This window comes from Halalkalibacter okhensis (assembly GCF_000787375.1).
GTDB lineage: Bacteria > Bacillota > Bacilli > Bacillales > Bacillaceae_D > Halalkalibacter > Halalkalibacter okhensis.
Genome location: NZ_JRJU01000023.1, coordinates 1 through 15,981, shown reverse-complemented (window position 1 = coordinate 15,981; position 15,981 = coordinate 1). Strand labels below are relative to the sequence as shown.

The following is a 15,981-nucleotide window of genomic DNA, read 5'->3' as shown; positions in this document are numbered from 1 at the left end:
GAGATTTCTAGTTCATCTTTCTTATTTATTCAGAATCTTTATAGGACAATTGAACGGCATGTGAGGCATCTTTACAAAGGAATAATGAAACCATCATTTTTCGTTCATATTTGTAAGCTATAATTTTAATTGGTGGTAGAAAATAGGATCGGTAGGAGGAGAAGGATGGTTACTAGAAAAGGACCTGTAGTATCGTTGGTTTTAGCCATTATGTTCGTATTTGCTCATTTCTTATCATTTCTGCCAGTACAGGTGGCGGCAGAAGGACAACCTGTCACTCTAGTGGAGTGGGATTTTAATCATGAAAGTGCCGTTGCAACAGGTGGAATTACTGAAAATCGCCAGCAGGAATTTGCATTAGTGGGAGCGAACCAGGCAGCGTATGTAGCGGGCGTTGGCTCGGGATCTAGGGCGATTAATTCAAATGGATGGCACACAGCAGATGAGAGCTACTGGGTGGCTGAGTTTACAACAGAGGGATATGAAGATATTCGACTTTCCTCTAAGCATTATGGATCGAGCACTGGACCAAAAGATTTCGCGCTCGAGTACAGTGTTGATGGAGAAAATTGGACAAGCGTTTCAGGTACGGATATCGAAGTTGCGACGAATTGGACAGCGGGTGTGCTTGCAAATGTAGCCTTGCCAGAAGAGACCGACAATGCGGAGACTGTATATGTAAGATGGCTCAACACATCGAATGTTTCCATTCGTGGTGATGATGTAGCTAGTGGCGGGACGAACAGAATCGATGATGTTGTGATTGAAGGAGTATCACTAGGGGGAGAAGTAGATCCAGGGGAACCGGGTGATCCTGAACATCAATCAATTTCTTTTGCGCGCGGAAACATCGGACAAGAAGTAACCGTCAAAGGTGTGGCGAATGTTGATCAAGGGCTTTTGCAAAGTGGAAGGTTCTCTCTTTATATACAAGATGATGAGGCAGGCATTCAACTATTTAACTATAGTACGGCTGGCTTTCCGGATGTGAAAGAAGGAGATCTTTTAAAAGTGACGGGTATCGTTGGCGAGTACAATGGTGTTACGCAAATTGAAGTATCTGAAGTAGAGGTTTTGGAGCGTAATCAACAAGTAACTGCCAAACAAATTGATTTATCTACTTACATGGATCCAAATGTAGCAGAATTATATGAAGGGACGCTTGTTACCTTTGAAGGGTTTATTCGCAATGTGAATGAGTACTACAACGGCGGGGTTTCGATTTCTATTATTAATGATGAGTTTGATGCGGTGGATCTTCGAATATGGGAAAGCACGGGCATTGACCTTTCTCAAATTGAAGAAAATACATGGTATGAAGTAACGGCCATTTCGAGTCAATACAATACGTCTTACCAAGTGTTGCCTAGAAGCAATGCTGATTTTGTAAAAGCAGCAGAGCAACGCCCGGCACCGACGACATTAAATCGTGAGTATGAAGCGGTGGTCGCTCATGTCACTGACGGAGATACGATACGGTTGGAAACACCTGTATTAGGAGCGACGAATGTACGTTTTTTAAATATGGATACTCCAGAAACGTATCATTCTGTGAACAATGAGTTAGATGAAAATCAAAAAAGACACGGCAATCTAGCAACGGCTCATATGCAAACGATGTTACGTGCTGGTGATACGGTGATTTTACGTTTGGGTGAAGAACCGTTAGATGCGTATGGACGCTTGCTTGCAGAAGTATTTACAGAGGAAGGTGTCAATACGAATTTAGAAATGGTGAGAGATGGGTTTGCCTCAAGCTATTTTATTTATCCGTTTGAAGATGAAAAAGTAGAAGAGTATGCAGAGGCTGCCAAATATGCAAGAGAAAACAATCTCGGAATTTATGACCCAATTGATCCTTTATTAGAAATGCCATTTGTCTTCCGTGCAAGAGAGCGTGGAGATGAAGGGTTATCGCGTTATGTTGGGAATATTAAGACGAAGGAATATGTAGCACCAGATCATTATGCGATGGTCGAACCAGAATATCGTGTGTTTTTTACAAGAGAGCAGGCGGAAGCGTTAGGGTATACTCCGTTTGAAATGACCGATCAAGAAGCGATTGACATGGATAAAAATGCGTTAGGCGTCGGATTCCAAGGATCAGATACAGCAGCGAGTGTTGTACAGGATGTGGTTCTAGCCACAACAGGGTCGTACGGTTCGTCGATTTCGTGGGAGTCTAGCGATGAAGGGGTGATCTCTTCAACTGGTGTAGTAACGAATCCGCAATATGAAAGTGTGGATGTTACCTTAGTAGCGACCCTTCAAAAAGGTGAGTTAGTGGAAACGAAAGAATTCCAGTTAACAGTAAAGCCGGCGATTGTGGAGGTTATCAGCTGGAATTTTGATACAGAAAGTCTAGCTGCAACAGGTGGGATTTCCGAAAATATCGGGAGTGAGATCACTACGGTTGCTTCTGCGGTCACAGGTTATGTTGCTGGTTATGGCAGTGGCTCTAGAGCGGTAAATGCGAATGGCTGGAACACAGATGAGAGCTATTGGCTGATTGAGCTAACGACACTTGGCTATAAAGATCTCACCCTTTCCTCTCGACAGTTCGGTTCGAATACAGGACCGAGAGATTTCGAAATTCAGTACAGTCTAGACGGGGAAAGCTGGACAAGTATGTCTAATAGTACCGTTATTGTCGGAAACAACTGGACTTCAGGTGTGACAGATCAGCTTGAATTGCCAACAGAGTTAGAGAATCAGGAAAACGTCTTGATTCGATGGATCAACACATCGGATGTAGCGATTAATGGCGGTTCGATCGGTTCAGGTGGAACGAGTCGAATTGATGATATCGTAATTTCTGGTCATGAAGGTTTGTTTAATGAGGTTGAGCCGACTGAACCGGAGAAGTCGAAGAAGGAGCAGAAAGAGGAAGAGAAGGCCGCGAAAAAGGCGGAGAAGGAACTGAAGAAAGAGGAGAAAAAGGCTGAGAAGGAAGCGAAGAAAGAAGTGAAGAAGGCCGAGAAGGAAGCGAAGAAAGAGGAGAAGAAGGCCGAGAAGGAAGCGAAGAAAGAGGAGAAAAAGGCCGATAAAGAAGCAAAAAAAGAGCTGAAGAAATAGTGCGAGAATCGTGCTGTTTTGGGTTGAGCCTGCTGTTACTTTTTAAGTAATAGTGGGCTTTTTGGTGTAGTGGGTTTTGTTTCGGACAGAATGTGGCATCGTTTGGACAGAATAAGGCGCAGTTTGGACAGAATATTGCATTGTTCGGATAGTAAATCGTGTAAGTTGGACAGCAAGCCACGCATTAGGCGTCTGTAGGAGTGATGTTTCATTCTATGAATGATAAAAATAGGAATGGAGAAAACTATCTTTTAGTATCTGACGCAGTCATAAGTCGTTTTTAGAAGGGAGAACGTAAGGTGAGAAAAGAAATGGGTGTTTTTTATGTTTCAGTTTCCATCCTTTTAGTCCTGGTTCTTATTGGGGTTATCGACCCTGATGCATTAGAGCGAGTGACAGCTGATATTCAAACGTTTATAACAGGAGCGTTTGGCTGGTATTATCTGATTGTCGTTACGTTGTTTACGATTGTCTGTTTGTTCTTTTTAATTAGTCCTGTGGGGAGAATTCGATTAGGGAAACAGGACAGTAAACCAGAGTTTTCAAGGCCTACTTGGTTTGCGATGTTATTTAGTGCAGGAATGGGGATTGGGCTTGTTTTCTGGGGAGCGGCCGAACCAATTAGTCATTATGCGGTTGATTCTCCAACTGGGCAGCTTGGAACGGACGTGGCGATAAGAGATGCGATGCGCTTTACGTTTTTCCATTGGGGATTGCACGCTTGGGCCATATATGGGATTGTCGCGTTAGTTTTGGCTTATTTTAATTTTAGGCATGGTGAACGCGGGTTAATCAGTGCGACCTTAAAGCCGATCTTTGGAGACAAGGTAAACGGGGGCATTGGAAAAGTGATTGATGTGATTGCCGTTATTGCAACGGTGATTGGGGTAGCGACGACACTTGGATTTGGAGCCGTTCAAATAAACGGAGGATTATCCTATTTGTTTAACGTCCCTGTCAATATTGTTGTTCAATTTTTAATTATTTTAATCGTCACCGTTTTGTTTATGATTTCGGCTTGGACGGGTTTGAGCAAAGGAATTAAAATCCTAAGTAATGTCAACATGGGGCTTGCGGTTGTTATCTTTTTATTGATGTTTATTGTTGGGCCTACTTTGTTTATTTTGGAGCTATTCACTCATTCCATTGGGACCTATATTCAAAATTTGCCCGCAATGAGTTTTCGAATTTCGCCTGCGGATCCAGATTTACGTGCATGGATTGATGGATGGACCGTTTTCTTTTGGGCTTGGTGGATTGCTTGGTCGCCGTTTGTTGGCATATTTATCGCACGTGTTTCAAAAGGACGGTCGATCCGTGAATTTGTTTTTGGGGTATTGTTTGTGCCGTCGGTTGTAGGCTTCTTATGGTTTTCGACATTTGGCGGAACAGCAATTATGCTAGAGCATGACGGGATTGCAGCAATTTCGGAATTTGCAGTTGAGGAGTCCTTGTTTGCAGTATTCTCTTATTTCCCGCTAGGATTTGTAGCATCGATCCTTGCGATGCTTCTGATCGGTACCTTTTTCATTACATCAGCCGATTCAGGTACATATGTATTAGGGATGATGACGACAAATGGCTCTCATTCACCCGGTACTCGGATTAAATTGATCTGGGGTGCTATGCTTTCTGCGATCGCTCTCGTCCTGTTATATACAGGAGGGCTTCAAGCGTTGCAGAATACGATGATTGCCGCCGCCTTGCCATTCTCTGTCATCATGGCATTAATGGTTATTAGCTTTTTGAAAGCAATCTATAAAGAAGCGGCAGAGCTCGGAATAGGGCAGATAAAAAAACAGAGAAGATAATGGAGAAGGGGAGACGTGTCTCTCCTTCTTGTTTTTTTGGGGTGGTTGGTTCGCTCGGACAGCAAGTGGCATCGTTTGGATTGAATATGGAGCATGTTAGACTGAATCTGGACTCGTTCGGACAGAAAATCGTGCAAGTTGGACAGAACGACAAGAAGGAGAACCAAGAATTGGGAAATGAAAGCAGGTTTTCCAAATAAATAGGGCTACTTTAATGCTCCTAACCGCGTTATGATGAGTCTCGTTGAAAGAAAGCAGACAATCTAACCTTTAGGAGTGTGTTGTTCATTGAAAAAATATGTTATCACTACGATGTTTGGATTTATGACTCTTTTTGCAGCAGAGCAAGCATCAGCTAGTGGATTAACTTATAAAGTGCAATCCGGAGATACGCTTTGGAGGATTGCAACAACTAATAACCTCACTGTCGATCAGTTAATGCAATACAATCAATTATCATCAGCAACCATCCAAATTGAGCAAGTGTTGTTTTTAACTGACCAACGAACAACCACTCCTCAAACGACAACCTATACAGTAAAAGCAGGTGACAGTTTGTCTGTCATCGCTAGAAATCATCAAACAACGATCGCGCAACTAAAATCTCTTAATCACTTAACATCGGATTTGATTAGAGTTGGACAAGTGTTGAAGATTCCTAGTGTAACTGCAACATCAGTTCAAGCAACTACCTACACCGTACAACCAGGTGATACGTTATGGGAAATTGCAACGTCAAACAACATAACCGTTCAGCAGCTAAAAACGTTTAATCAATTAACAACGGATACGATACATGTTGGGCAAGTATTGCGTTTAACAGCTAATGGTCAAGTGGTCTCACCAGTACCAACCCCGGCACCAGAATTAAAAACGTTTAACGCGGATGCTTTGATTGCTGAAGCGAGAAAATATATCGGTGTCCCGTATGTTTGGGGAGGAAGCACACCAGCTGGCTTTGATTGTTCAGGATTTTTGAATTACGTTTATATGAAACAAGGAATTGCATTGCCGAGAACAGTTGCTACGATTTGGGGGGCAACGAAGTTAGTTTCGAGTCCTCAAAAAGGTGATATTGTATTCTTTGAAACTATTAGCCCTGGACCTTCTCATGCCGGTATTTATATTGGCAACAACCAATTTATTCATGCAGGTTCTAGTACGGGTGTAACGATTGCAGATAGGAATAATTCGTATTGGAAACCACGTTATTTAGGGGCGAAATCGGTTCGGTAGAGGGCGTGGCTGATGACACCCTAGATTTTCTCATCTAAGAAGAGCCTGCTATTACCTATAGGTAATAGCAGGTTTAATTTTTTCGAGCAAAAATAGTAGGAGGTTAGCTCTTGAATAAAAATAAATTAATTTAATTAAATTGAAAACAATACGTGAAATAAGGATATCACAATGAAAAACTCTGTATATACAAGCCTAAAAAACTAGTTGACAGCGTTTTCAAATAGGTATATTATGATTGTAAATTAAATTAATTAACTAATTTAATTTGATTATAGCTCTTCAAATAAAGGGGGAATAATTGTGAAAAGGTTTTTGAGTGGAAAGTTATTTATCATTCTTTTATTAATGGTGTTAGCTGCTTGTTCCAATGGCAACGAGGCTGGTTCTGATTCAGCTGGTGAAAATACAGAAAGTGCGTCAGGTAGCGAAAAGATTACGTTATGGGTTCCGTTTTCTGGTCCGGATGGTCCGAAAATGCAGGAAATCGTTGATGAGTTTAACTCGTCTCAAGATGAGTTTACGGTAGACTATCAAGTTGTCCCACAGTCTGAGTACTATACAACAGTCGATTTAACGTTAAACGACAATCGCAATGTTCCAGATTTAATGGTTATGCACGGAGATCAGATTCTTACATATGTGGAAAATGATCTTTTGAAAAATTTAGATGACATTACTGGTGATACAGTAAATTTAGAAGATTACAATGAAAATGCTTTAGAAGGTGCAATGGTTGATGGGGAGCTTTATGGCATTCCTTTAGATATTCACCCATTAATGTTCTACTGGAACAAAGACCTCTTTGAAGCTGCAGGTCTTGATCCAGACGTACCACCAACAAATCGTGAAGAGTTCGTTGAGTTTGCACAAAAATTAACAGACGGAAGCGGTCAGTATGGCTATGTTGTACCAACGTTATGGCCACAACAATTTATTATGCCAACGATTGTGTATCAAAATGGTGGTCAATTAATTGAAGATGGCCAAGTTCTTTATGATTCAGAGGAAGTAGTTGAAGCATTAGAGTTCCAACGTTCTTTGATTTCTGAGTACAATGTCTCACCTTCTGATGTTCAGCAAGATGGAGAAGTGACACTTTTCTTACAAGGAAAAAATGCGATGCACATGAATGGTCCGTGGATGTTACAACAATGGGAAGATGCAGGTCTTAATTTTGGTGTAGCACCAGTTCCGATGCTTGGTACGGAGCAAGAGGCAGTATTTGGTAACTCGCATAACTTTGTGGTGCCAGAAGTTGTTGGAGAAGAAAAACATGAAGCGATTAAGCAATTCCTAAGCTTTACAGCAGAAAATGGAATGGCCTGGGCTGAGTCTGGTCAAGCGCCAGCTGCAAAAGCTGTGTATGAAAGTGATGAGTTCCAAGAAATGAAGCAACAGCCTGAGGTGGCAAAGCAGTTTGATTATACGCAATTCTCGCCACAAGTTCGTAACTGGGGCCAATTATCAGACCCATTAATGGAAGCGGTTAATGAAGTTCTACTTGGGCAAAAAGAGCCAAGAGAAGCATTAGAAGAAGCAACAAATCGAGCACAACAACGACTGAACTAAACATAGGAGCAGGGTTACCCTGCTCTTTCCTTTTAAAAAAAAGCATGATTAATGAAAAGGGGGGGATTGGATGAAAAACTCAAAACGATCACAATTGACCTCATTCTTATTTGTTTTACCTTATTTTGTGATGTTTGTTTGCTTTCTCTTAATTCCAATCATCTATGGAATCTACATAAGTTTTCATAGTTGGGATTTACTCTCAAAAGATCGACCTTTCGTAGGGTTACAAAACTATATCGCTATTTTTGATTCGGGTTCACATCTGAACTCTGTCTTCTTTAATGGATTATTTAATACGTTTAAGTTTGTTATTTTTTCTGTTCCTTTATTAGTTGTCATCGGGTTATTGTTAGCACTTCTAGTAACGAAGCTACCGAAAAAAATTCAAGGTTTTTTCAGAACGGTTTACTTTATACCATATGTTGTATCTGTATCCGTTATTGCAATTGTATGGCTATGGTTGCTAGATACAAACTCTGGTTTGATTAACGAATATTTGAGCGTATTAGGTCTCGATCCGATTCCGTGGTTGACTAGAATTCCGTACGCATGGATCTCCATTGTTATTGCTACAATTTGGTGGACGATTGGATTTAATATGATTCTGTTTATAAATGCGTTAAATGAGGTTCCAGAAGAATTATATGAGTCGGCATCGATTGATGGTGCGAGTTCATGGAAGAAACTGATTCATATCACTCTACCAACGATTCGCCCTGTGATGTTGTTTGTGTTTATTACATCAACCATTGCCTCGTTCAATGTGTATGGGCAACCGTACTTAATGACAAGGGGTGGTCCAGGGAATCAAACAGAGGTTTTGCTTATGAGTATTGTGGATGAAGCATTCTCTCAGCGTCAATTAGGATCAGCTTCAGCGATGGCGATCTTAATGGCATTGATTATGATTGGGATTTCAGTCATTCAATTTAGAATCAATCGAGCAAGTGAAGAAGGCAAATTTAAGAGAAAGCGTAAGAAAGGAGTGGGAGTATGAGTAAAAAAGGAAAATCACTCATTGTCGTAAGTATAGCTGTAGTGGTCGCAATCCTTTTCTTAATGCCTTTATTCTGGATGCTTTCCACTTCCTTTAAAACCGATACAGAAGCGTTAACAGGTGGGTTAAATTGGATTCCGCAAAACTTTACGATTGAAAATTATACGTACACGTTATTAGGAGAAGGCTTGAACGTCCCGGTCATTCGCTGGATGTTTAACTCGATTTTTGCTGGGCTTGTTGGAACATTAATTATTGTTTCAATCGATGCGATGGCTGCGTACGGACTTGCGCGCTTAGACGTGCCTTTTAAAAAATACCTTTTTCCGTTATTTGTTAGTACGTTAATGATTCCATTTGTTATTACGTTTTTACCAATGTATATGCAATTTAGTAATTTAGGACTTTTAAATACGTATGCAGCGCTAATTTTGCCATATACTGCGAATGCGTTTGGTGTGTTTTTGCTTTATCAATTTTTTAAAGTGTTTCCAAAAGAGCTTGAAGAGGCAGCGAAATTGGATGGTGCCAACAAATGGCAAATATTCATCCGCATTGTTGTTCCATCGGCTAGGCCGATCTTATGGACGTTATCGATCTTCTCTTTCATGATGATCTACAACGATTTCTTATGGCCGCTTGTGGCAACAAGCTCACCAGAGATGAGAACGATCGCAACAGGGATTGCCGTTATGCAGCAAGGAAGCTTTGTATCTTCATACGGAAAATTAATGGCGTTAACATCGATTGCAACGATTCCAGCAGTGGTCGTATTTATTATCGGACAGCGCTACTTCATTAAAGGTGTCACACAATCTGGGATTAAGTAAGGAGAGATAACATGAGTACAATTCGAAATGAATATCCACGCCCTCAATTTGTTCGCAAGGAGTGGTTGAATCTTAATGGGGAGTGGGATTTTGCTTTTGATGATGAAAATCGAGGCTTGAAAGATAAATGGTATAAAGAGTTCCCACAATCAATGAAAATAATCGTTCCTTTTGCATACCAAACAGTAAAAAGTGGAATTAACGATCATCGCTTTCATGATATCGTTTGGTATCGCAGAACGTTTACTGTCAGTGAGGATTGGTTAGATCAAGAGTTGATCCTCCACTTTGGAGCCGTTGACTATAAGTCATGGGTTTATATCAATGGTGAGCTTGTGACGTATCATGAAGGAGGGAATACTCCTTTTTCGGCAAATATTACCCCGCATTATAACAAAAATGGGGACAATGAAATCGTCGTACGTGTGGAAGATCCGTCTGAGGATGTGACGATTCCAAGAGGAAAGCAATATTGGCATGAGCAATCTGCATCGATTTTTTATACTCGAACGACAGGGATTTGGCAGCCGGTTTGGCTTGAGCCTGTCTCTGAACAAAAGCTTGAAGGGGTGCGCTTTACGCCAGACATCGATCGAGGAGACATTATCATCGAATATGATGTGCCAAAAGATATGGCATTATCGATCAAAACAACGATCTCGTATGGTGACCAAGTTCTTGTCGAAGAAGAGTCTAGAGTACTAGAGTCATATATGAAGCGCAGCTATAATTTACGCAATCGTTTTACGGATCGAAGCAATATTCACGATGATGGCTGGTATTGGACGCCGGAAAATCCGAACCTATTCGATGTCAATATTAAGCTCGTTCGTCAAGGAGATGTACTAGATTCGGTTGATACTTATTTTGGGATGAGAAAGGTTTCTATTGAAAATGGCAAGTTCAAGTTAAATAACAAGCCATATTATCAAAAGCTTGTTCTGGATCAAGGGTATTTCCCTGGAGCGTTACTAACAGCGCCAACCGATGATGATTTGAAACAGGATATTTTGCTATCGAAAGAGATGGGCTTTAACGGTGCGAGAAAACACCAGAAAGTCGAAGATCCACGTTATTTATATTGGGCTGATAAATTAGGCTTTCTAGTTTGGGGCGAGATGGCCAACTGCTCGGAATATAGCGAAGAGGCAGTCCGTCGGATGTTGACAGAATGGGTCAATGTGGTTAAACGTGACTACAACCATCCAAGTGTGATCGTGTGGGTGCCATTAAACGAAAGCTGGGGAATCTCGCGTGTGGCTCATGAGAAACAACAGCAGGACCATGCAACCTCGATGTACTATTTAACCAAGTCGATTGATACGACGCGCCCAGTTCTTTCAAATGAGGGCTGGGAGCACACGATCTCTGATATTTGCGGAATTCATAACTATAAATCTGCTGACCATATTAAAAAATCGTATGAAACCATCGAAAGTGCGATTAAGACGGAGCCAGCAAACCGTATGATCTATGCAGAGGGCTATGAATACCGCGGCGAGCCAATTCTCATTACCGAGTATGGCGGAATTGCTTATCAAGTAGATGAGCAGGATGGTTGGGGATATTCGTCTGTAAAATCGAGCGAGGGGCTTGTTGAAGAATATCGTAAAGTTACAGAGGCAATCTATCAGTCTGATATTTTACAAGGGTTTTGCTATACGCAATTAACCGATGTGGAACAGGAAATCAACGGCCTTCTAACATACAACCGCGAACCGAAGTGCAACTTAGAGGAAATCAAAAAGATTAATGATCAGAAGAAATAGGTACAACCAAAGCACCTTGTAAACTGAGAGGGGACTGAAAAGGAAAACCGCCTTTTTGGTCCCCTCGTAAACTTTTAAGCCCATAATAGAGGAGAGGAGTACTATAATGAAAAGGTGGTTTTTATTATTTGTACTTGGAGGATTACTCATGACAGGTTGCCAATCTAAAGAAGAAAAAACATATCAAAATCCCGTATTTGAACCAGTAATTGCGGACCCTTCGATTGTTCATGCACAAGATGGGTACTTTTATGTGTATGGGACAGAGGATCACTTTGGAGATGAAAGAGGTCAGCCGCTCATTCCTATTATAAGATCGCAGGATTTAGTCGAATGGGAGTTTGTCGGAGAAGCGCTTGAAGAAAAGCCAGAGTGGAAGGAACAGGGGTATTTATGGGCTCCTGACATTGTCCATCTAAATGACAAGTATTACCTATATTATGCGATTTCAACATGGGGAGACCCAGACCCAGGAATTGGTGTGGCGGTGTCTGATCAACCGGAGGGGCCATTTGAGGATCTTGGGAAATTGTTTACGAGCTCTGAAATCGATGTTCGCAACTCCATTGACCCAATGTTTTATGAACATGATGGGAAAAACTATTTATTTTGGGGCAGTTTTCATGGCATATATGGAGTAGAGCTTAGTGAGGACGGGCTTGAGGTTACTGGTGAAAAGTTTCATGTGGCAGGGAATGCCTTTGAAGCTCCGTATATTATTGAGCGTGATGGGTATTTCTACTTTTTTGCATCGCTTGGTTCTTGTTGTGAAGGGTTAAATAGTAAGTATCGAGTGGCTGTTGGTCGAGCAGAATCGATTGAAGGGCCTTATCTTGATCAAGATGGCCATAATCTTCTTGATTCGGAAGGGACGCTTATTTTAAAAGGGGAGCCTGTGGAGGACAGTGAATCTGTATTCGTCGGCCCGGGGCATAATGCGATCATAACTGATGACGAAGGGACAGATTGGATCGTATACCATGCGATTGAGAGAGAACAGCCGTATTTGCCACTAGGAGCAACGAGGCGACCTCTAATGATTGATCCGATTGTGTGGGAAGATGGCTGGCCGACCATTGAAGATTCCATCCCGAGCAGTACGTTAAAAAAGGCACCGGTTTTCAATAAGTAATAAAGTGGAAAAAATGTTGTTTTAGTGTAACAACTTATTGACCAACCTTTAGGAATATATGATACTTAAGTTAATTAAATAATTTAATAAATGAACAACTCAAATGTGAATATTAAATTGAAGGCGGATGGATATGGTTTATAAAACAGGTAGTTTCGAAGGGATGAAGTCACTTAATCAATCAACAATCTTAAATTTAGTCCGTTTAAAAGGACCAATTTCCAGAGCAGAAATTGCAAAAATCACGAAGTTAACCCCGCCTACGGTTGGAGGACTAGTGAATGAGCTAGTAGAAAAAAATCTCATCATTGAACAAGAAGCGAGCAAATCAAACGTAGGTGGAAGAAGACCAATTATGCTTAGCATTAATGCCTCTGCCTATTTTGTCATAGGTGTCTATGCGGCAGCCGAAGTTATTCGGGTTGTGGTTGCTACGCTCGATGGGAAAATCACATTTGATTACGTTCAGAAAATAACAAACTTGCCGACCAAAAGTGAGTTTCTGGCAATGGTCAAAGAGAGCATTCATTATGTTCTCACAGAGCATGAGGTGGACAAGAAATACATTCTTGGCTTAGGTGTAGCGATGCACGGCTTAGTGAACCCAGATAAGGGACTAGCGATCTTCTCGCCTCACTTACAGCTTCGTGATATTCCGTTAAAGGATGAATTAGAAACGGAATTTAACTTCCCCGTGATGATCGAGAATGATGTTCGTGCACTGGTTATCGCTGAAAGCTGGTTTGGCCAAGGGCAAGGCATTTCAGATTTTCTCTGTATAAGTGTAGGCCGCGGGGTTGGTTCAGGAATTTTTATTAATAATGAAGTGTATCGAAGTTCATTTAATACAGCTGGTGAAATTGGTCATACGATTGTGGATGTGAACGGACCTGTTTGCCGTTGTGGAAACAAAGGTTGTTTGGAAGCGTGTGCATCAGAGACCTCCATTTTAGAGCGGGCGCAAGAAGCGATCGATTCAGGCAAGGAAACGATCCTGGCTGAGTGGACAAGCGGTGATCAGTCTGCATTAACCATTGAATTGGTTTTTAAGGCAGCTAAAGAGGGAGATCAGCTAGCGACCTCCATTTTAGAGGTTACAGGAAAATCGTTAGGAATTGCAACAGCAAATATGATCAATATTCTTAAGCCTTCACGAATTATATTAGAAGGTCAAATCTTTGAAGGTGATGACAACATTGTGGTTGATTCACTTCAGCAAATGGTCAATCAATATATGTTAACGAACTTATCAGAAGATATCAAAGTGATCTGTTCAAAGCTAGGCAAAAAAGGAATGGTCCTTGGCGCAGTGGCGCTAATCATAAACAAAGTCTTTATGCCTGGTGGCGTGAACTAGGGTGAAGAAAGCGACTTGTGGGAGCGGAGAAGCAGGTCGCCTTCTTTTTATCTGTTAGTTGGGGAGGGGTTTTAAGATGAAAGTGACAAAAGGATTTTTTGGTACGTTAAATGGAAAAGAGGTAACAGCCTACACCCTCAGTAATAGCAAAGGGATGGAGATGACATGCCTTACCTACGGTGGGATTATTACAAAACTTCTCACACCTGATCGAGAAGGAAAACGTGAGGATGTTGTGCTAGGGTTCGATCGAGTAGAAGATTATGAGCGTAACTCTCCCTACTTTGGCGCGATTGTTGGCCGCTTTGCAGGGAGAATCAGGGGGGCTGCATTCGAATTAGAAGGAAAGAGCTATCAATTACTAAAAAACGATGGCGAAAATCATTTGCATGGCGGTAAAGTTGGGTTCAGCCATGTCATCTGGGAAGCGGAGACTTTTGAAGAGCAAGATCGAGTGGGAGTTGCGCTTCATTATGTAAGTCAAGACGGAGAAGAAGGATACCCTGGCAACTTGAATGTGACAGTGACCTATACGCTAACAGAGGAAAATGAACTTCTAGTCGATTATGCAGCAACAACCGATCAGACGACCATCGTCAATTTAACGAATCATACGTACTTTAATTTAAGTGGTGACTTGAAAGAAGACATACTTGATCACGAGCTTACCATAAAGAGTGATGAGTTCTTACAGTTAAAGTCAGACCTTATGCCAACAGGAGAGAAGATCCGTGTTGATGGTACGCCATTTGATTTTAATAATGGAAAACAAATAAAAGAAGGCGCCACGTCCGTTTACGAACAAAATGTGTTAGCTGGAAGAGGCTATGATCATCCGTTTATGTTAAATACGAACAACGATCGAGAAATCATGTTGAAAGATGAAAAAAGTGGGCGTGTGCTCATGATAGAGACAGATGAACCTTGCGTGGTGTTATATACAGGCACACAGATTGAGGATACCTATAAGGTGAAAGGTGTACAAGCGCGCAAATATTTAGGGCTATGTTTAGAAACGCAAGGAGCACCAGACTCAATCAATCAGCCGCAGTTCCCATCACCAATTCTGCGGGCAGGCGAGAGGTATGAAAGCCGGACGCGTTATGTGTTTGGCGTGGAGTAGATGAAGTTCTTGGACAGAATCATCCGCAGATTGGACAGCAAATTGCGGATTTGGGACTGCAAGTGTCTAGGGTTGGACCGGAATGTTAAAGACCCGTTATTGAAATAATGATTTGGAGAGCTTGCTATTACTATTAGTAATGGCAGGCTTTTTTGTGTGCTGTAAGTGTGCGGACAGCAAGTGTCGGCTTTTGGACAGAAAGTGGCAGGAGTTGGACAGCATATGTCGGCTTTTGGACAGAATAATGCCCAGATTGGACAGCAAGCTTGGTAGTTTTCAAAAAAATGATGTCTGAGTTCATAAAAAGGTCTCATTTCTATCTAATTTAATTCATAGTTTCGTTATATTTCTTCTGTAAAGTGTAGGACAAGCAGTTAAGAAACTGCAAAAACTGACAAAAAGGATGGCGCAGTCCTCTGTATCGACAACTGCAAAGAGGGAGTCGCCATCAAAAAAACAATCTTAAGCTAAAGGGAGGAAGAAACATGGTTAAAAAGAAAGATATGCAGACAAATAGGAGAAATGGTTCCAAAAAGGTCGTTCCGTTGGTATTATCAACAGCGGTGGTTGCAAGTGCATTTGCTGCAGCAGGAGCACCAGTTTCCGCATCAGAATTAGATGCTAACGAAAAAAGCCATGGCGAAATCGTTTCAGAAGTTGCTAAAAGCATTTCTGGATCACCTGAAAAAGGAAAGATCATGCGAGAGATTGCTAAAGGAAATTATGAGGAAATTGATGAATTACTAAAAAAAGAATTAGACTCTGAAAAAGATAAAGAAGATGAGACGGATGAAGAGGGTGCTGTAGATAAACCGTCTGATGATGAAGAAGCAACAGAAGAAGCAGATGTTGACGAAGATGACCAAGAAGAAGCGGATCCTGTAGATGAAGAAGGCCAAGAAGAGGAAACAACAGAAGAAGCGGATGTTGTAGATGAAGAAGGCCAAGAAGAGGAAACAACAGAAGAAGCGGATCCTGTAGATGAAGAAGGCCAAGAAGAGGCAACAACAGAAGAAGCAGATGCTGTAGATGAAGAAAGCCAAGAAGAGGAAACAACAGAAGAAGCGGATGTTGTA

The 15,981-nt window shown here is 41.5% G+C and carries 12 protein-coding genes; 11 read left to right on the top strand and 1 reads right to left on the bottom strand.

Features of this window, described 5'->3' with window-relative positions; genetic code table 11:
• Positions 1-165 precede the first annotated feature (165 nt).
• From LQ50_RS24435 to LQ50_RS15820, 10 genes are all read left to right on the top strand, one after another.
• Entirely contained in the window at positions 166-3,075 is a 2,910-nt protein-coding gene (locus LQ50_RS24435; protein WP_052144806.1) for an immunoglobulin-like domain-containing protein, read from the top strand.
• A gap of 311 nt (positions 3,076-3,386) precedes the next feature.
• The gene (locus LQ50_RS15865; RefSeq protein ID WP_202595386.1) at positions 3,387-4,886 is read left to right on the top strand and encodes a glycine betaine uptake BCCT transporter; all 1,500 of its coding nucleotides are present in this window, start codon (positions 3,387-3,389) and stop codon (positions 4,884-4,886) included.
• Between the two features lie 288 nt (positions 4,887-5,174).
• Positions 5,175-6,122 carry a C40 family peptidase gene (locus tag LQ50_RS15855; RefSeq protein ID WP_034631189.1) on the top strand — a complete coding sequence of 316 codons (948 nt, stop codon included), beginning with the start codon at positions 5,175-5,177 and terminating at the stop codon, positions 6,120-6,122.
• Positions 6,123-6,425: 303 nt separating this feature from the next.
• Positions 6,426-7,694, top strand: coding sequence for an ABC transporter substrate-binding protein (locus tag LQ50_RS15850; RefSeq protein ID WP_034631187.1), 1,269 nt, complete (start codon positions 6,426-6,428; stop codon positions 7,692-7,694).
• 70 nt (positions 7,695-7,764) lie between these two features.
• Positions 7,765-8,694: a carbohydrate ABC transporter permease gene (locus LQ50_RS15845; protein WP_034631185.1), complete on the top strand. Its 930-nt coding sequence runs from the start codon at positions 7,765-7,767 to the stop codon at positions 8,692-8,694.
• Positions 8,691-9,524, top strand: a complete 834-nt coding sequence (locus LQ50_RS15840; protein ID WP_034631183.1) for a carbohydrate ABC transporter permease — start codon at positions 8,691-8,693, stop codon at positions 9,522-9,524. Before LQ50_RS15845 ends, LQ50_RS15840 begins: the two co-directional genes overlap by 4 nt.
• A gap of 11 nt (positions 9,525-9,535) precedes the next feature.
• A complete protein-coding gene (locus tag LQ50_RS15835) occupies positions 9,536-11,293 on the top strand; it encodes a glycoside hydrolase family 2 protein (protein WP_034631180.1) in 1,758 nt (585 codons plus the stop codon).
• 106 nt (positions 11,294-11,399) lie between these two features.
• Positions 11,400-12,425: a family 43 glycosylhydrolase gene (locus LQ50_RS15830; protein ID WP_034631177.1), complete on the top strand. Its 1,026-nt coding sequence runs from the start codon at positions 11,400-11,402 to the stop codon at positions 12,423-12,425.
• 133 nt (positions 12,426-12,558) lie between these two features.
• Positions 12,559-13,782 carry an ROK family transcriptional regulator gene (locus tag LQ50_RS15825; protein ID WP_237563728.1) on the top strand — a complete coding sequence of 408 codons (1,224 nt, stop codon included), beginning with the start codon at positions 12,559-12,561 and terminating at the stop codon, positions 13,780-13,782.
• A gap of 76 nt (positions 13,783-13,858) precedes the next feature.
• The gene (locus LQ50_RS15820) at positions 13,859-14,905 is read left to right on the top strand and encodes an aldose epimerase family protein (protein WP_034631172.1); all 1,047 of its coding nucleotides are present in this window, start codon (positions 13,859-13,861) and stop codon (positions 14,903-14,905) included.
• Positions 14,906-15,038: 133 nt separating this feature from the next.
• Here LQ50_RS15820 and LQ50_RS25485 read toward each other — a convergent pair whose 3' ends face one another.
• Entirely contained in the window at positions 15,039-15,206 is a 168-nt protein-coding gene (locus LQ50_RS25485; protein ID WP_161784692.1) for a hypothetical protein, read from the bottom strand.
• Positions 15,207-15,390: 184 nt separating this feature from the next.
• Between LQ50_RS25485 and LQ50_RS24430 the strand changes: the two genes are divergently transcribed.
• On the top strand, positions 15,391-15,981 hold a 591-nt coding region (locus LQ50_RS24430; protein WP_052144805.1), incomplete at its 3' end, for a hypothetical protein.

What these genes read in the sequence shown, in the direction of transcription:
- LQ50_RS15835 (WP_034631180.1), top strand. Translation starts at nt 9,536, where the DNA reads ATGAGTACAATTCGAAATGAATATCCACGCCCTCAATTTGTTCGCAAG.
- LQ50_RS15840 (WP_034631183.1), top strand. Translation starts at nt 8,691, where the DNA reads ATGAGTAAAAAAGGAAAATCACTCATTGTCGTAAGTATAGCTGTAGTG.
- LQ50_RS24435 (WP_052144806.1), top strand. Translation starts at nt 166, where the DNA reads ATGGTTACTAGAAAAGGACCTGTAGTATCGTTGGTTTTAGCCATTATG.
- LQ50_RS15845 (WP_034631185.1), top strand. Translation starts at nt 7,765, where the DNA reads ATGAAAAACTCAAAACGATCACAATTGACCTCATTCTTATTTGTTTTA.
- LQ50_RS15865 (WP_202595386.1), top strand. Translation starts at nt 3,387, where the DNA reads ATGGGTGTTTTTTATGTTTCAGTTTCCATCCTTTTAGTCCTGGTTCTT.
- LQ50_RS15830 (WP_034631177.1), top strand. Translation starts at nt 11,400, where the DNA reads ATGAAAAGGTGGTTTTTATTATTTGTACTTGGAGGATTACTCATGACA.
- LQ50_RS15825 (WP_237563728.1), top strand. Translation starts at nt 12,559, where the DNA reads ATGGTTTATAAAACAGGTAGTTTCGAAGGGATGAAGTCACTTAATCAA.
- LQ50_RS25485 (WP_161784692.1), bottom strand. Translation starts at nt 15,206, where the DNA reads ATGAACTCAGACATCATTTTTTTGAAAACTACCAAGCTTGCTGTCCAA.
- LQ50_RS15820 (WP_034631172.1), top strand. Translation starts at nt 13,859, where the DNA reads ATGAAAGTGACAAAAGGATTTTTTGGTACGTTAAATGGAAAAGAGGTA.